Raw genomic sequence first — 15,754 nt, 5'->3', positions numbered from 1 at the left:
CACACCCGTTCCCATACCGAACACGGAAGTTAAGCTCTTCAGCGCCGATGGTAGTCGGGGGTTTCCCCCTGTGAGAGTAGGACGCCGCCAAGCAAGCTTAAACCCAGCTCATTGAGCTGGGTTTTTTTTGTTTGTTAAAAATGAAGAAGAAACTGTGAAGCGTATTTAGGGAATTTCTTTTCTGTTACTAATAAAAACTGCTGAATTAACACGTAGTCATCACTTATATGCTGTGTTAATAACTCATACCACCATTCTGTTTCATACCTTGCAATCATCCCAACGTTGTACAAAATCAAATAATGAATTGTCATTTCGGGAAGTCTCAGAAATTGCTCCCTTTGAGAAGGGATATAATATTGGTTCTTTTCCATGTCAAACAATAAGCTGATTGATGTCCATGGCTCCTTGTCTTGCGGTGAAATTTCAAACAGCAGCCCGTGTTCATTTTTCTTTGCGAAAGACCATTGAAAATGATGGGACATATATTCAGCAAACCTTGAATCAGACATTTTATAATTGATGACTACTTCCTCTGGTACAAAAATTTTGTTCTTATCCTTCTCAACTTTTGTCATAAAACGTTCTTTCTGCTGAAAGTAGAAAATATCGCTTAGTTCTGGAATCGTCATTAACAATTTTTTCATGGTATACCGTTCATCTACTATATCTGATTGTCCGAATAAATGTTTCATAAAATGTATGCATAGGCCGTTCCGTTGTATTTTCACTTCATCGTCGCTAAAACAATAATTTTGTTTCTTTCGTTTTCTTGTTGTTACGCCATGTGCCAGTACAGATGTATGGCTTGGATAATGAGGATCTCGTGTAATTAGACATGCTTTGATAAGTTGTGCCATTCCATAAAATAAAAGGATCGGTTTGATTTCTAATGGGGAATATGCGGCTTGTTTATAAAACGATTCGGCATGCTTTAAGAAATAAATAAACCGTTCACTGTTTTTAAAAGAGTTTTTTTTCGCATCGTCAATACCGTTTAAGGTATAAACCTTTTCTAGAAATTTCTGGGTTGATTCAACGGAGTAAAATAGCGCTAAGTCTTTCCACTCATGATATGTCATGTGTATTTCTTAATCCTTTCCGTTATCTAAATATTTCAACTCTTTCTCGCTTCCTTGACATGCTCTTGGCTAGTTGATAATCTACATATAATATTTTGCCGAAAAGAGGGGGATTTACTAATGTGGGAAAGTAAATTTTCAAAAGAAGGCTTAACGTTCGACGATGTGCTGCTTGTGCCAGCCAAGTCTGAGGTACTTCCGCGTGATGTGGATTTATCTGTAGAACTTACAAAAACGTTAAAGCTAAATATTCCTGTCATCAGCGCAGGTATGGACACTGTAACAGAATCAGCAATGGCAATTGCAATGGCAAGACAGGGCGGCTTGGGCATCATTCACAAAAATATGTCCATTGAACAGCAGGCTGAACAAGTTGATAAAGTAAAGCGTTCTGAGCGCGGCGTTATCACAAATCCCTTCTTTTTAACTCCTGATCACCAAGTATTTGATGCGGAGCATTTGATGGGGAAATACAGAATTTCCGGTGTTCCGATTGTAAATAACGAAGAAGACCAGAAGCTTGTTGGAATTATTACAAACCGTGACCTTCGTTTTATTTCTGACTACTCAATGAAAATCAGCGATGTCATGACGAAAGAAGAGCTTGTTACTGCATCTGTAGGAACTACTCTGGATGAAGCTGAAAAGATTTTGCAGAAACATAAAATTGAAAAGCTTCCTCTCGTAGATGACCAGAACAAATTAAAAGGTCTTATCACCATTAAAGATATTGAAAAAGTCATTGAGTTCCCGAACTCATCTAAAGACATTCACGGCCGTCTGATCGTTGGTGCGGCAGTTGGCGTAACTGGTGATACAATGACTCGCGTCAAAAAGCTTGTTGAAGCCAATGTTGATGTGATTGTTATCGATACAGCTCACGGACATTCTCAAGGTGTTTTAAACACAGTCACAAAAATCCGTGAAACGTATCCTGAATTAAATATTATCGCTGGTAACGTGGCAACTGCTGAAGCAACAAGAGCGCTTATCGAAGCTGGAGCAGACGTTGTCAAAGTTGGAATAGGACCTGGTTCAATTTGTACTACACGCGTTGTAGCCGGCGTCGGTGTTCCGCAAATTACAGCAATTTATGATTGTGCGACTGAAGCAAGAAAACACGGCAAAACAATCATCGCCGACGGCGGGATTAAATTCTCTGGCGATATCACTAAAGCATTGGCAGCCGGCGGACATGCTGTTATGCTCGGAAGCTTGCTTGCAGGCACATCAGAAAGCCCTGGTGAAACTGAAATCTACCAAGGCAGAAGATTTAAGGTATACCGTGGCATGGGATCAGTTGCTGCAATGGAAAAAGGAAGTAAAGACCGTTACTTCCAAGAAGAAAACAAAAAATTTGTTCCTGAAGGAATTGAAGGACGCACACCTTACAAAGGACCAGTTGAAGAAACCGTTTATCAGCTAGTCGGAGGCCTTCGTTCTGGTATGGGGTATTGCGGGTCCAAAGATCTGCGTGCGCTAAGAGAAGAAGCTCAGTTCATTCGCATGACTGGCGCAGGACTTCGCGAAAGCCATCCGCATGACGTACAGATTACAAAAGAATCACCTAACTATACAATTTCATAATAAATTGTTACAAATTAAAAACATTTGACAGGGTCTCTGACTCTGTCTATTTTTTTTATACTGATTATGATAAAATTTATACTGTTGTGCATTGAAAATGTCCTTAACGGCTTAATTATAGATGAAGAAAATGAAATACGGAGGTCGTACGATTGAACATCAAGAAATGTAAACAGCTACTGATGTCATTGGTTGTGTTAACCCTAGCTGTCACGTGTCTGGCTCCAATGTCAAAAGCAAAAGCAGCCAGCGATCCAATTGATATCAATGCATCTGCTGCTATTATGATCGAAGCTTCTTCAGGTAAAATTCTGTACAGTAAAAATGCAGATAAGAGATTGCCAATTGCGAGTATGACAAAAATGATGACAGAATATCTGTTATTAGAAGCAATTGACAAAGGTAAAGTGAAATGGGACCAAACCTATACGCCTGATGACTATGTGTATGAAATTTCCCAAGATAACAGCTTATCAAACGTTCCTCTTCGGAAAGACGGGAAATACACAGTAAAAGAATTATATCAAGCTACAGCAATTTATTCTGCAAATGCTGCTGCTATTGCGATTGCAGAAATCGTTGCGGGTTCTGAAACTAAGTTTGTTGAAAAAATGAATGCAAAAGCAAAAGAACTAGGCTTAACAGATTATAAATTTGTTAATGCAACAGGTCTTGAGAATAAAGATCTTCACGGGCATCAGCCTGAGGGGACAAGCGTAAATGAAGAAAGTGAAGTTTCTGCAAAGGATATGGCGATTCTTGCGGATCACTTGATTACTGACTACCCTGAGATTCTGGAGACTTCCAGTATCGCCAAAACGAAATTCAGAGAAGGCACCGATGATGAAATGGACATGCCGAACTGGAACTTTATGCTGAAGGGACTTGTCAGCGAGTATAAAAAAGCGACTGTAGACGGACTGAAAACAGGTTCTACTGACTCTGCGGGTTCATGCTTTACAGGAACAGCTGAACGCAACGGCATGCGTGTCATCACTGTTGTATTAAATGCAAAGGGCAACCTTCATACAGGCCGTTTCGATGAAACGAAAAAAATGTTTGATTATGCTTTCGACAATTTCTCCATGAAAGAAATTTATGCTAAAGGCGATCAAGTAAAAGGCCATAAAACAATTTCGGTTGATAAGGGTAAAGAGAAAGAAGTAGGCATTGTGACAAACAAGGCGTTCTCTCTTCCTGTCAAAAATGGTGAAGAAAAAAATTACAAAGCGAAGGTCACATTGAATAAAGACAACTTAACTGCTCCTGTGAAAAAAGGAGCCAAAGTTGGAAAGCTGACTGCGGAATACACAGGTGATGAAAAGGATTACGGATTCCTTAACAGCGATCTGGCTGGCGTAGACCTTGTGACAAAAGAAAATGTAGAAAAAGCAAACTGGTTTGTTCTGACAATGCGCAGTATCGGCGGATTTTTCGCCGGTATTTGGGGAAGTATTGTTGATACGGTAACCGGCTGGTTTTAATCAATTGAAAGAGCTCTGATGGATGTTAGGGCTCTTTCGCTTAATATACTGAAAAAACCCAATTTTTAATAAAAAATGTTTTTCAAAGCGCTAAAAACCGAATAAAATAATATATATCCATATGAAATATTGGATTTCTAGGATACAATAAGGATTAGAAATCATATAACTATACCTTGATTAGGGGGACCAAGAAATGGCTCAAACAGGTACTGAACGTGTAAAACGCGGAATGGCAGAAATGCAAAAAGGCGGCGTCATCATGGACGTCATCAATGCGGAACAAGCGAAAATTGCTGAAGAAGCTGGAGCTGTCGCTGTAATGGCGCTAGAACGTGTGCCGGCTGATATTCGTGCGGCTGGAGGAGTTGCCCGTATGGCTGACCCTACAATCGTGGAAGAAGTAATGAATGCAGTATCTATCCCGGTAATGGCAAAAGCGCGTATCGGACATATTGTCGAAGCGCGTGTGCTTGAAGCTATGGGTGTTGATTATATTGATGAAAGTGAAGTTCTGACTCCGGCTGACGAAGAATTTCATTTAAATAAAAATGAATACACAGTTCCTTTTGTTTGTGGCTGCCGTGATCTTGGTGAAGCAACACGCCGTATTGCGGAAGGTGCTTCTATGCTTCGTACAAAAGGTGAGCCTGGAACGGGTAATATTGTTGAGGCTGTTCGCCATATGCGTAAAGTTAACGCTCAAGTGCGCAAAGTAGTTGCGATGAGTGAGGATGAACTAATGACAGAAGCGAAAAACTTAGGTGCTCCTTACGAGCTTCTTCTTCAGATTAAAAAAGACGGCAAGCTTCCTGTCGTTAACTTTGCCGCTGGCGGCGTTGCAACTCCAGCTGATGCTGCTCTCATGATGCAGCTTGGTGCTGATGGAGTATTTGTTGGTTCTGGTATTTTCAAATCAGACAACCCTGCTAAATTTGCGAAAGCAATTGTGGAAGCAACAACTCACTTCACTGATTACAAATTGATCGCTGAGCTTTCAAAAGAACTTGGTACTGCAATGAAAGGGATTGAAATCTCAAACTTACTTCCAGAACAGCGTATGCAAGAACGCGGCTGGTAAGAATATAGGAGTGCTGCTGACATGTTAACAATAGGTGTACTAGGACTTCAAGGAGCAGTTAGAGAGCACATCCATGCGATTGAAGCATGCGGCGCAGCTGGTCTTGTCGTAAAACGTCCGGAGCAGCTGAACGAAATTGATGGGTTGATTTTGCCGGGCGGTGAGAGCACGACGATGCGCCGTTTGATCGATACGTATCAATTCATGGAGCCGCTTCGTGAATTCGCTGCTCAGGGTAAACCGATGTTTGGAACATGTGCTGGATTAATTATATTAGCAAAAGAAATTGCTGGTTCAGATAATCCTCATTTAGGCCTTTTGAATGTGGTTGTAGAACGCAATTCATTTGGCCGGCAGGTTGACAGCTTTGAAGCTGATTTAACAATTAAAGGCTTGGATGAGCCTTTTACTGGGGTATTCATCCGTGCGCCGCATATTTTAGAAGCTGGTGAAAATGTGGAAGTTCTATCGGAGCATAATGGTCGTATTGTAGCCGCGAAACAGGGGCAATTCCTAGGCTGCTCATTCCATCCGGAACTGACAGAAGATCACCGAGTGACACAGCTGTTTGTTCAAATGGTTGAGGAATACAAACAGAAGGCACTTGTATAAAACAGTTGAAAGCTGTGGAAACTTATAGTACATTATAAGCACAAATAAAGATCGAAAAGCGTTGATAGGAACTAGTAGGGAGCCTCTCTTTCTAAGAGAGCCGATGGTTGGTGCGAATCGGTGAAAGATGCTGTCTGAATCCATCCTTGAGCGAAATGCTGAAACAAGTAGGCATTTACGGGATAACCGTTATGTGTGAAAGTGGAAAATGAGTCTTTGATTTGTTTTCAATCAGGGTGGCAACGCGAGAGCTCTCGTCCCTTTATGGGGACGAGGGCTCTTTTTATTTTCGACAAATCAATAAAAAGGAGTGTTTCGCATGCTTGATACGAAAATGCTGAGAGCAAATTTTCAAGAAATTAAAGCGAAGCTTGTTCACAAAGGCGAAGACTTAACTGATTTTGATAAGTTTGAGGCGTTGGATGATAGACGAAGAGAGCTTATCGGCAAGGTGGAAGAGTTAAAAGGAAAACGGAATGAAGTGTCTCAGCAAGTTGCTGTGCTGAAACGTGGGAAAAAAGACGCGGACCACATTATTAAAGAAATGCGTGAAGTCGGCGAAGAAATTAAAAAACTTGATGAGGAATTAAGAACAGTAGAAGCTGAGCTTGATACAATCCTTCTTTCAATCCCAAATATTCCGCATGATTCTGTACCTGTCGGTGAAACAGAAGACGACAACATAGAAGTGCGTAAATGGGGTGAAAAACCTTCATTTTCTTACGAGCCGAAGCCGCACTGGGATATTGCGGATGAGCTGGGTATTCTGGATTTCGAACGTGCTGCCAAAGTAACAGGAAGCCGTTTCGTGTTCTATAAAGGGTTAGGTGCTCGTCTGGAGCGTGCGCTTTATAACTTTATGCTTGATCTGCATGTGGATGAGTATAACTATACTGAAGTGATCCCGCCATATATGGTAAACCGTGCGAGCATGACGGGAACGGGGCAGCTTCCTAAATTTGAAGAGGATGCATTTAAAATCAGGGAAGAAGATTACTTCTTAATTCCGACTGCAGAAGTGCCGATTACAAACATGCATCGCGATGAAATCCTTTCAGGTGACAGCCTGCCGATCAACTATGCGGCATTCAGTGCTTGCTTCCGTTCTGAAGCGGGTTCAGCAGGACGTGACACACGCGGATTAATTCGTCAGCACCAATTTAATAAAGTTGAGCTTGTGAAGTTTGTGAAGCCTGAAGATTCTTATGAGGAATTAGAGAAGCTTACAAACCAAGCAGAACGGGTTCTTCAGCTGCTTGAGCTTCCATACCGTGTCATGAGCATGTGTACGGGTGACTTGGGCTTTACGGCTGCGAAAAAATACGATATCGAAGTTTGGATTCCGAGCCAAGACACATATCGAGAAATCTCTTCTTGCAGCAACTTCGAAGCGTTCCAGGCGAGACGTGCGAATATTCGTTTCAGACGTGAAGCGAAAGGCAAGCCTGAGCATGTACACACACTGAACGGTTCAGGACTGGCGGTTGGAAGAACAGTTGCCGCTATCTTAGAAAATTATCAGCAGGAAGACGGAAGCGTTGTGATTCCGAAGGTGCTTCGTCCTTATATGGGGAATAGAGAAGTAATGAAACCATAAATGATATAAAGGCGTGCCTAACAAGGTGCGCCTTTTTGCTTATGCAAACACGACATTTTCATAAAAACAAAAAAAGTTTTTAAAAATGCTTGACCACATGAGAACATACATGATATAGTAAGTCTTGTCGATACGGAGGAATACCCAAGTCCGGCTGAAGGGATCGGTCTTGAAAACCGACAGGGGTGTCAAAGCCCGCGGGGGTTCGAATCCCTCTTCCTCCGCCATATTGATTTTAATTCTAATGAAACACAAGCATATATTGGAGATTGTTTTGTCCGTTGCATTCTGTGCGACGGATTTTTTATTATAATGAAAAAGTGAATCTCAGTCGAGATTCACTTTTTTTGATTGCCATGAATAATTGAAGCGATTTGATCTACAATATTTTCAATTGAGTTTTCGTCGTTCAGCAGATCATAATCTTCAATGCGAAGTTTTAAAACAGGACAGGCGTTAAAACCGCTTATCCAGTTTTCATAGCGTGTATGCATTTCTTCCCAATAAGACCGGCTAGTCTGAAGCTCCATCTCACGTCCGCGTTGTTCAATCCGGTTTAAAATGTTCTCCAGATCTCCTTCTAAATAGATCAACACATCTGGGTGTGGGAAATACGGTGTCATCACCATTGCTTCAAAAAGGCTTGTGTAAGTTTTATAATCGACCTTTGACATTGTCCCTTTATCTGCATGCATTTTTGCGAAAATTCCTGTGTCTTCATAAATCGAACGATCCTGTACAAATCCTCCGCCTGCTTCAAAAATCGTTTTCTGTTCTTTGAAGCGTTCAGCTAAGAAATAAATTTGAAGGTGAAAGCTCCAACGTTCAAAATCATGATAGAACTTTTCCAAGTATGGATTATGATCGACTTCCTCCAAAGATGTTTTAAATCCAATCCGTTTAGCTAAAGTTTTGGTTAAAGTCGATTTTCCGACACCTACTGTTCCTGCTACTGTAATAATTGAATTCTTAGGGATATGATGTTCCTTCATACGATAAGCTCCTTTACATGGGCGGCAATGCGTTCAAAGTCGCTCTTATTCAAAACGAAATCCTTTGAATCACCATCTAAGGTTAACACTGTAAGGTCAGGATCTGCTTCCTGCAGCTGCTTGATGGCGACTTCATAATCTGAAATCAGCTGCTCCAAATAGCTTGTTTCAATTTTTTTCTCAAAGGGACGCCCGCGTTTTTCAATGCGGTGTAGCAATGTAGGCAGACTGGCCTTTATGTAAATGATGAAATTCGGCTTTGGCAGATCATCCGTTAGCAGGTGATAGATCTTTTTGTACTTTTCCAGCTGATGTTGAGACAGGGTACGTTCCGCAAAAATCACATTTTTATAAATATGATAATCAGCTATCACTGGCTGTCCCTTTTTTAAAAAGTGATCACTGGTGTCTTCAAGCTGTTTGTATCTGTGACAAAGAAAAAACATCTCGAGCTGGAAGCTCCATTCCTCTATATTGTCATAAAACTTATCAAGGTACGGGTTATCCTCCACAATCTCATTGATCATAGGGAATCCGAACTCTTGTGAGAGCATCGTTGCGAGGGTTGTTTTTCCTGCCCCGATAGGACCTTCTATTGCAATAAAAGGGGCTGTATTCATCGGAATCCTCCTTATATCTGAAAAACGTGCGTCAGTTACCGACCTTCATATTGTATCACAACCCTTGGGTGCCCCCATGAAAAAAAGACGTTTCCAATTTATCGAAACGTCAATTTGACAACATTAAATTGATCAGACAGCAGCAGCCAGTTTTGCGGGAAGGAAAGACCCAGCTTCCAATAGCTGATGCCTCTTAAATTCAGTTCTTTAATCAGATTGAATTTTGCTTGGATTGAGCGGGCATCCTCGAACCATACCTCGTGTCTTCTATTTTCTGAATCAGTATAGCGGAAGAAAGGAGCTTGAGCGGTTTGGTCATACTGAATGGAAGCATTGTTCTGATCAGCTATGACAATGGCTTGCTGAGGGCTTACTGCTCTTGCCGGAGTTCCCCCTGCTTTATATGGCAACGTCCAGTCATATCCATATAAATTCTGGCCCATGACGATTTTGTTCGCTGGCATTTCAGTCAAAGCATATTCTATGACATCCCGGACAGGGCCAATTGGAGAAACTGCTTGAGGCGGCCCGCCGCTATAGCCCCATTCATATGTCATGAGAACAACAAAGTCGACAATTTGGCCATGTGCCCTGTAATCATGAGCTTCATACCATCTGCCCTGCTGTGTTGCACTTGTTTTAGGCGCTAGAGCCGTGGAAATTCCTAAGCCCTCTCGATGGAAAAGATCCCTCGCTTCGCGTAGAAATTGATTATAGGCTTCTCTATCCTCGGGCCGCAAATATTCAAAGTCGAAATGAATGTCACGGAAGCCATACCTTCTGGCGTTCTCGACTATTTCATTTAGAAGCCTTCTTTTTACAGTTTCGTCGTTCAAAAGGATCCGCCCGAGCTCATCGCTAAATGCCTGGTTTTCTAAGTTCGTTATAATCATCATCAATGTTGTATTTTGACTTTCTGTAATGCTCCTTAAATTCGTTAAAGGCGGAGCGACTAATGCTCCGTTACGTTGTGCCTGGAAGCTGAATGCGCCCAAGTACGTTAAGTAGGGCGACGCTTCTCTGGCCGCCTGCTGGAGATTTTCGCTGACTTGATTTCCGCGTGGCTCCAAATAAGCATTTGATTCGATATCCCGTTTAGGAGCCGGAGGGATGTATAAACGGAAACCAATCTGAAGCACGGTATTTAATTGGATGCGGTTAACCCTGGCGAGCTCGGCTGCTGTTGTATTGAACTGCCGGGCGATGGATGTCAGGGTATCACCTCGCTTCACATCATAGAACTGGCCAGCAATTGGAATGACAATGGTTTGTCCGACAACAAGGCTGTCGGGATTCGGTATTTCATTCGTTTCTGTAATCTCACTTACGGTTGTTTTGTATTGTGAAGCGATAGCAGAAAGAGTGTCGCCTTGTTTTACTACATAAATTTGAATGAAAAACGCCTCCTTTCATATCGCTATCAATGTATGAAAGAAAAGCGCTGATCATGTTTATTTTTCTGTAATTTGTTTTTCCGTCGTAATTTCTGCGAAAAGAACATTCTCCATCATAGTTAAGGCGAATTCATTATCCTCGTCACTGTTTGAGGCGATGCAGTCCTTAGGAATTGTGATGCTGTATTCCCTCATGTAAGCGTCATTAGCGGTAAACAGCACACATATATTGCCGGCTATACCTGTTAAGATGATTTGTTTCACCTGCAACTCAGTAAGAAGAGTGTGAAGTGCAGTTTCGTAAAAAGCGGAATGTTTCGGTTTGATTAAAAAATAATCAGCATCTTTCGGAGCTATCTTTGTGATGATATCCTTGCTTTTTTCATTTGAACATTCTTGCTGAATATTTTTAATATCAGCTTGCCATAGTCCATAATGATCGTTGATGTAAATAATCGGCCAGTCATTTTGTCTCGCGTGCTCCTTTAATGATAAAATATGAGGAACGATTTTTTCTGTTTTTTTAGCGAGGGTTTCTCCCATATCGAATTCAAAATTATTGATCATGTCTACAATGAGAAGGGCTGTGTCTGCTTTGGACAATCGACAGTCTCCTTTCCGTTTCAGTTATAGTTAATATGTAGCCTTTTTAGGCAATGAAAAAACTTTGAAAAGAGAGCTTATTCTTATGACACAAGATGAACTTTATATGAAAGAAGCAATAAAAGAAGCAAAAAAGGCTGGAGAGAAAGGTGAAGTGCCAATAGGCGCGGTGCTTGTCGTTAATGATGAAATTATAGCGCGTGCACATAATTTAAGAGAGACGGAGCAGCGATCGATCGCTCATGCAGAAATGCTCGTGATTGATGAAGCGTGTAAGGCGTTAGGAACGTGGCGGCTGGAAGGTGCGACTCTTTATGTGACGCTTGAGCCTTGTCCGATGTGCGCCGGTGCCGTTGTGCTTTCACGAGTGGAAAAAGTGGTATTTGGCGCATTCGATCCGAAAGGAGGCTGTTCAGGTACGTTAATGAACCTTCTTCAGGAGGAGCGCTTTAATCATCAGGCTGAAGTGGTGGGCGGTGTGCTTGAGGAAGAATGCGGCGGAATGCTCAGTGCGTTTTTCAGAGAACTAAGAAAAAAGAAGAAAGCCGCCAGGAAAAACTTGTCTGAATAGTACGGTTGCAATTTTTAGGGGAAACAGATATACTTAAGTGTGCATCGTAATAGATGCAACATAAAATTTGATATTTATTTTGCCGTGCTAAGCGGGGAGGTAGCGGTGCCCTGTACCTGCAATCCGCTCTAGCAGGGCCGAATCCCTTCTCGAGGTTCGTTTACTTTAAGGTCTGCCTTAAGTAAGTGGTGTTGACGTTTGGGTCCTGCGCAATGGGAATTCATGAACCATGTCAGGTCCGGAAGGAAGCAGCATTAAGTGAAACCTCTCATGTGCCGCAGGGTTGCCTGGGCCGAGCTAACTGCTTAAGTAACGCTTAGGGTAGCGAATCGACAGAAGGTGCACGGTAAATCAATCATCAAATTTTCAGACTCACCTAAGATTAGGTGAGTCTTTTGTTATGTAAAAAGAGCTTTTGGAATCGAAACAAGGTTCATGTATAATGGGAATGATGAATAACGGAGGAGGGCAAACCCGTGAGTTACCAAGCTTTATATCGAGTATTCAGGCCTCAGCGCTTTGAAGATGTGGTCGGACAAGAACACATTACAAAAACGCTGCAAAATGCCCTTTTGCAAAAAAAGTTTTCTCACGCCTATCTGTTTTCCGGGCCTAGAGGAACCGGAAAAACCAGTGCAGCCAAAATATTTGCCAAGGCTGTTAACTGTGAACATGCTCCTGTTGATGAGCCATGCAACGAATGTGCGGCCTGTAAAGGGATAACAAGCGGGTCAATATCCGATGTCATAGAAATTGACGCCGCATCTAATAACGGTGTTGATGAGATTCGTGACATTCGCGATAAAGTGAAGTTTGCCCCATCGGCTGTCACGTATAAGGTATATATCATAGATGAGGTGCATATGCTTTCTATCGGCGCTTTTAATGCATTACTAAAAACATTAGAAGAGCCGCCTGAGCATTGTATTTTCATTCTAGCAACAACTGAACCGCACAAAATTCCTTTAACCATTATCTCCAGATGTCAGCGTTTTGACTTTAAACGAATTACCTCCCAAGCGATTGTAGGGCGCATGAATAAAATTGTTGATGCCGAACAGCTGCAAGTGGAGGAAGGGTCGCTGGATATCATTGCGAGTGCTGCAGACGGAGGGATGAGGGATGCCCTGAGCCTTCTTGATCAGGCCGTATCATTCAGCGGTGATGTCCTGAAAGTCGAGGATGCGCTTTTGATTACGGGTGCTGTTTCTCAATTGTATATCGGGAAGCTTGCACAATCCCTGCATGAAAAAAATGTTTCTGACGCACTGGAAACATTAAATGAATTGCTACAGCAAGGGAAAGATCCAGCTAAGCTGATAGAAGATATGATTTTCTATTTCAGGGACATGCTGCTATATAAAACAGCCCCTGGCTTAGAGGGAGTGCTTGAAAAAGTAAAAGTCGATGAAACGTTCAGGGGACTAAGTGAACAAATTCCGGCTCAGGCCATATATGAAATGATTGATATTCTGAACAAGAGCCACCAGGAAATGAAATGGACAAATCATCCGCGTATCTTTTTCGAAGTGGCCGTGGTGAAGATTTGCCAAACCTCACATCAATCTGCTGCTGACCTCCCGGAAGTGGACATGCTGATGAAAAAAATTCAGCAACTTGAACAGGAAGTAGAGCGGCTTAAAACAACGGGCATAAAAGCAGCTGCGGAAAGCCCCAAAAAAGAAACGCCGCGTGTGCCAAAGGGCGGGAAATCCAATTACAAAGCGCCAGTAGGCAGAATCCATGAAATTTTGAAAGAAGCCACAAGACCTGATCTTGATCTGCTTAGAAACAGCTGGGGCAAGCTTCTTGCTCATCTCAAACAGCAAAACAAAGTATCACATGCCGCTTTGCTGAATGACAGTGAACCTGTGGCTGCTGCCTCCGCGGCATTTGTCCTGAAATTCAAATATGAAATTCATTGTAAAATGGTCGCTGAGGATAACAACGGAGTCCGAACTAATCTTGAGCAGATTTTAGAATCGATGCTCGGAAAAAGAATGGATTTGATTGGCGTTCCAGAAGCACAATGGGGTAAAATAAGAGAAGAATTTTTAGAAGATCATCAGCAGGAAAATGAAGGATCAAATGAACCGGCTGAAGAAGACCCGCTTATTGCCGAAGCGAAAAAGCTTGTTGGAGCGGATTTAATTGAAATAAAAGACTAACAAAATGAAAGAGAGTGAATGCTATGCGTGGCGGAATGGGTAATATGCAAAAAATGATGAAACAAATGCAAAAAATGCAAAAGGACATGGCGAAGGCTCAAGAAGAGCTTGCAGAAAAGGTTGTTGAAGGAACTGCAGGCGGCGGTATGGTAACAGTAAAAGCAAACGGCCAAAAAGAAATCCTGGATGTTATCATCAAAGAAGAAGTCGTTGATCCGGAAGATATTGATATGCTTCAAGACTTAGTGCTTGCTGCAACGAATGAAGCTTTGAAAAAAGTTGACGAAATCACAAACGAAACAATGGGTCAATTTACAAAAGGAATGAACATGCCAGGTTTATTCTAGGGGGATAAAAGAACATGCAATATCCTGAACCAATATCAAAGCTGATAGACAGCTTTATGAAATTGCCAGGGATCGGACCGAAAACAGCGGTTCGTCTGGCTTTTTTTGTTCTAGGTATGAAAGAAGATGTGGTATTAGATTTTGCGAAAGCACTAGTAAATGCGAAACGCAATCTGACATATTGTTCAGTTTGCGGGCATATTACAGATCAGGACCCTTGCTATATATGTGAAGATACGCGCAGGGATAAATCTGTTATCTGTGTTGTGCAAGACCCTAAGGATGTTATCGCTATGGAGAAAATGAAGGAATACAATGGACAGTATCACGTTCTTCACGGCGCTATTTCTCCAATGGACGGCATCGGACCGGAGGATATTAAAATACCAGAATTGTTAAAACGATTACAGGATGATCAAGTGACAGAAGTGATTCTCGCGACAAACCCTAATATAGAAGGGGAAGCAACGGCGATGTATATATCAAGGCTCCTTAAGCCGTCTGGTATTAAGCTCTCCCGTATTGCCCACGGACTGCCCGTCGGCGGCGATTTGGAATATGCTGATGAGGTCACTCTTTCTAAAGCACTTGAAGGAAGACGTGAATTGTAAGGAGGAAAAAGCGATCCATGGGTTTTCTTCGCAAGAAAACATTGAGAAGAGAGTTTGATGAAAAACTAATCGAGCAGCTCTTTAAGCAAAAGGAAGAGTGGAACAGGCAGAAGAAGCTGGTCGAAAAAAGCTTAGAACCGTCTGCTGAAGTGTTATACGAATTGAAAGTAGCTGAAGCGAAGTATTTTTTTTACTTAAGGGAAGCGAAGCAGCGAAATTTAAAAATCAGCCGGTGGAAGTAAGTGGTCTAAACTCCTGGATCTTCTCATAAGCTTGTACTAGAACAAGCGAAGGAGATGAGAAGATTCATGGAGCCTATTTTTATTATTGGGATTATTTTAGGACTGGTTATTCTTCTTTTTTTATCAGGTTCAGCTGCGAAACCTTTAAAGTGGATTGGCATCACAGCTGTTAAATTTGTAGCGGGTGCTTTGCTGCTGGTTTGTGTAAATATGTTTGGCGGCAGTCTTGGCATTCATGTGCCGATTAATCTAGCCACAACAGCTATCAGCGGGATTTTAGGAATACCGGGAATAGCTGCGTTAGTCGTCATTAAGCAATTTATTATTTAATTGATATTATGTATTGACTTCGATAAGTGAAGGTGTTATTCTAGTATACGTCGCTGATGACGAATGGCTTTTTTGAAAAGAAAATGATAAAAAGTTATTGACAGTAGTGACGTTAAATGTTATAATAATAAAGTCGCTTAAAGAGCGATGGATAAAGTTCTTTGAAAACTAAACAAGACAAAACGTACCTGTTAATTCATTTTTTATAAATTGCACAGCGATGTGCGTAGTCAGTCAAACTAGGCCTGCACGACGCAGGTCACACAGGTGTCGCCGCAGGATGCGGTGGACTTAACCTGTGATCCATTTATCGGAGAGTTTGATCCTGGCTCAGGACGAACGCTGGCGGCGTGCCTAATACATGCAAGTCGAGCGGACAGATGGGAGCTTGCTCCCTGATGTTAGCGGCGGACGGGTGAGTAACACGTGGGTA

The 15,754-nt window shown here is 42.0% G+C and carries 16 protein-coding genes, 1 tRNA gene, 2 rRNA genes, 1 other RNA gene and 1 other annotated feature; of the genes, 15 read left to right on the top strand and 5 right to left on the bottom strand.

Annotation, left to right across the window (positions count from 1 at the left end; translation table 11 throughout):
- A 5S ribosomal RNA gene (gene rrf / locus BLL41_RS21615) occupies nucleotides 1-93 on the top strand; the annotation flags it as partial.
- A 41-nt stretch (nucleotides 94-134) separates the two neighbouring features.
- Here the strand turns inward: rrf and BLL41_RS21610 are convergent.
- Nucleotides 135-1,082, bottom strand: coding sequence for a YaaC family protein (locus BLL41_RS21610; RefSeq protein ID WP_071579379.1), 948 nt, complete (start codon nucleotides 1,080-1,082; stop codon nucleotides 135-137).
- Nucleotides 1,083-1,202: 120 nt separating this feature from the next.
- Between BLL41_RS21610 and guaB the strand changes: the two genes are divergently transcribed.
- The 6 genes from guaB (at nucleotide 1,203) to BLL41_RS21580 (ending at nucleotide 7,670) form a co-directional block, all read left to right on the top strand.
- A complete protein-coding gene (gene guaB / locus BLL41_RS21605) occupies nucleotides 1,203-2,669 on the top strand; it encodes an IMP dehydrogenase (protein WP_003226803.1) in 1,467 nt (488 codons plus the stop codon).
- A 152-nt stretch (nucleotides 2,670-2,821) separates the two neighbouring features.
- Nucleotides 2,822-4,153: a D-alanyl-D-alanine carboxypeptidase gene (gene dacA / locus BLL41_RS21600; protein WP_071579378.1), complete on the top strand. Its 1,332-nt coding sequence runs from the start codon at nucleotides 2,822-2,824 to the stop codon at nucleotides 4,151-4,153.
- A 196-nt stretch (nucleotides 4,154-4,349) separates the two neighbouring features.
- The gene (gene pdxS, locus BLL41_RS21595; RefSeq protein WP_003247145.1) at nucleotides 4,350-5,234 is read left to right on the top strand and encodes a pyridoxal 5'-phosphate synthase lyase subunit PdxS; all 885 of its coding nucleotides are present in this window, start codon (nucleotides 4,350-4,352) and stop codon (nucleotides 5,232-5,234) included.
- A gap of 21 nt (nucleotides 5,235-5,255) precedes the next feature.
- Nucleotides 5,256-5,846, top strand: coding sequence for a pyridoxal 5'-phosphate synthase glutaminase subunit PdxT (pdxT, locus tag BLL41_RS21590; RefSeq protein WP_071579377.1), 591 nt, complete (start codon nucleotides 5,256-5,258; stop codon nucleotides 5,844-5,846).
- 52 nt (nucleotides 5,847-5,898) lie between these two features.
- Nucleotides 5,899-6,111: a binding site (T-box leader), on the top strand.
- 54 nt (nucleotides 6,112-6,165) lie between these two features.
- Complete coding sequence (gene serS, locus BLL41_RS21585) at nucleotides 6,166-7,443, top strand: serine--tRNA ligase (RefSeq protein ID WP_071579376.1); 1,278 nt, start codon at nucleotides 6,166-6,168, stop codon at nucleotides 7,441-7,443.
- A 134-nt stretch (nucleotides 7,444-7,577) separates the two neighbouring features.
- Nucleotides 7,578-7,670, top strand: a tRNA-Ser gene (locus tag BLL41_RS21580).
- 111 nt (nucleotides 7,671-7,781) lie between these two features.
- On the opposite strand, the gene dck is transcribed toward BLL41_RS21580, so the two are convergent.
- From dck to BLL41_RS21560, 4 genes are all read right to left on the bottom strand, one after another.
- Complete coding sequence (dck, locus tag BLL41_RS21575) at nucleotides 7,782-8,435, bottom strand: deoxyadenosine/deoxycytidine kinase (RefSeq protein WP_071579375.1); 654 nt, start codon at nucleotides 8,433-8,435, stop codon at nucleotides 7,782-7,784.
- Entirely contained in the window at nucleotides 8,432-9,055 is a 624-nt protein-coding gene (gene dgk / locus BLL41_RS21570) for a deoxyguanosine kinase (RefSeq protein WP_071579374.1), read from the bottom strand. Before dgk ends, dck begins: the two co-directional genes overlap by 4 nt.
- Nucleotides 9,056-9,153: 98 nt before the next feature.
- A complete protein-coding gene (locus BLL41_RS21565; RefSeq protein ID WP_083428096.1) occupies nucleotides 9,154-10,443 on the bottom strand; it encodes a glycoside hydrolase family 18 protein in 1,290 nt (429 codons plus the stop codon).
- Nucleotides 10,444-10,506: 63 nt separating this feature from the next.
- On the bottom strand, nucleotides 10,507-11,052 hold the full coding sequence (locus BLL41_RS21560; RefSeq protein ID WP_071579372.1) for a cysteine hydrolase family protein: 546 nt from the start codon (nucleotides 11,050-11,052) through the stop codon (nucleotides 10,507-10,509).
- Nucleotides 11,053-11,137: 85 nt separating this feature from the next.
- On the opposite strand from BLL41_RS21560, the gene tadA reads away from it, so the two are divergent.
- The 8 genes from tadA to BLL41_RS21520 form a co-directional block, all read left to right on the top strand.
- Nucleotides 11,138-11,623, top strand: a complete 486-nt coding sequence (gene tadA, locus BLL41_RS21555) for a tRNA adenosine(34) deaminase TadA (RefSeq protein ID WP_071579371.1) — start codon at nucleotides 11,138-11,140, stop codon at nucleotides 11,621-11,623.
- A gap of 82 nt (nucleotides 11,624-11,705) precedes the next feature.
- Nucleotides 11,706-11,970: signal recognition particle sRNA large type (ffs, locus tag BLL41_RS21550), an RNA gene on the top strand.
- 129 nt (nucleotides 11,971-12,099) lie between these two features.
- Nucleotides 12,100-13,791 carry a DNA polymerase III subunit gamma/tau gene (dnaX, locus tag BLL41_RS21545; protein ID WP_071579370.1) on the top strand — a complete coding sequence of 564 codons (1,692 nt, stop codon included), beginning with the start codon at nucleotides 12,100-12,102 and terminating at the stop codon, nucleotides 13,789-13,791.
- 23 nt (nucleotides 13,792-13,814) lie between these two features.
- Nucleotides 13,815-14,138, top strand: a complete 324-nt coding sequence (locus BLL41_RS21540; RefSeq protein ID WP_003225427.1) for a YbaB/EbfC family nucleoid-associated protein — start codon at nucleotides 13,815-13,817, stop codon at nucleotides 14,136-14,138.
- 14 nt (nucleotides 14,139-14,152) lie between these two features.
- On the top strand, nucleotides 14,153-14,749 hold the full coding sequence (gene recR / locus BLL41_RS21535) for a recombination protein RecR (RefSeq protein ID WP_003225425.1): 597 nt from the start codon (nucleotides 14,153-14,155) through the stop codon (nucleotides 14,747-14,749).
- A gap of 17 nt (nucleotides 14,750-14,766) precedes the next feature.
- Nucleotides 14,767-14,991 carry a YaaL family protein gene (locus BLL41_RS21530; protein WP_014112283.1) on the top strand — a complete coding sequence of 75 codons (225 nt, stop codon included), beginning with the start codon at nucleotides 14,767-14,769 and terminating at the stop codon, nucleotides 14,989-14,991.
- A gap of 66 nt (nucleotides 14,992-15,057) precedes the next feature.
- Nucleotides 15,058-15,321 (top strand): sigma-K factor-processing regulator BofA, encoded by a 264-nt coding sequence (gene bofA, locus BLL41_RS21525; RefSeq protein WP_064671160.1) that lies wholly within the window; start codon nucleotides 15,058-15,060, stop codon nucleotides 15,319-15,321.
- A 307-nt stretch (nucleotides 15,322-15,628) separates the two neighbouring features.
- Nucleotides 15,629-15,754 (top strand): 16S ribosomal RNA (locus BLL41_RS21520); the annotation flags it as partial.

Source organism: Bacillus sp. FMQ74, from assembly GCF_001875785.1.
Taxonomy (GTDB): domain Bacteria; phylum Bacillota; class Bacilli; order Bacillales; family Bacillaceae; genus Bacillus; species Bacillus stercoris.
This window is presented reverse-complemented; position numbering and strand designations above follow the sequence as displayed.

Excerpts from the sequence above, each read along its gene's own strand:
- BLL41_RS21610 (WP_071579379.1), bottom strand. The coding sequence starts at position 1,082 with ATGACATATCATGAGTGGAAAGACTTAGCGCTATTTTACTCCGTTGAA.
- guaB (WP_003226803.1), top strand. The coding sequence starts at position 1,203 with ATGTGGGAAAGTAAATTTTCAAAAGAAGGCTTAACGTTCGACGATGTG.
- pdxS (WP_003247145.1), top strand. The coding sequence starts at position 4,350 with ATGGCTCAAACAGGTACTGAACGTGTAAAACGCGGAATGGCAGAAATG.
- pdxT (WP_071579377.1), top strand. The coding sequence starts at position 5,256 with ATGTTAACAATAGGTGTACTAGGACTTCAAGGAGCAGTTAGAGAGCAC.
- serS (WP_071579376.1), top strand. The coding sequence starts at position 6,166 with ATGCTTGATACGAAAATGCTGAGAGCAAATTTTCAAGAAATTAAAGCG.
- dck (WP_071579375.1), bottom strand. The coding sequence starts at position 8,435 with ATGAAGGAACATCATATCCCTAAGAATTCAATTATTACAGTAGCAGGA.
- dgk (WP_071579374.1), bottom strand. The coding sequence starts at position 9,055 with ATGAATACAGCCCCTTTTATTGCAATAGAAGGTCCTATCGGGGCAGGA.
- tadA (WP_071579371.1), top strand. The coding sequence starts at position 11,138 with ATGACACAAGATGAACTTTATATGAAAGAAGCAATAAAAGAAGCAAAA.
- BLL41_RS21540 (WP_003225427.1), top strand. The coding sequence starts at position 13,815 with ATGCGTGGCGGAATGGGTAATATGCAAAAAATGATGAAACAAATGCAA.
- recR (WP_003225425.1), top strand. The coding sequence starts at position 14,153 with ATGCAATATCCTGAACCAATATCAAAGCTGATAGACAGCTTTATGAAA.
- BLL41_RS21530 (WP_014112283.1), top strand. The coding sequence starts at position 14,767 with ATGGGTTTTCTTCGCAAGAAAACATTGAGAAGAGAGTTTGATGAAAAA.
- bofA (WP_064671160.1), top strand. The coding sequence starts at position 15,058 with ATGGAGCCTATTTTTATTATTGGGATTATTTTAGGACTGGTTATTCTT.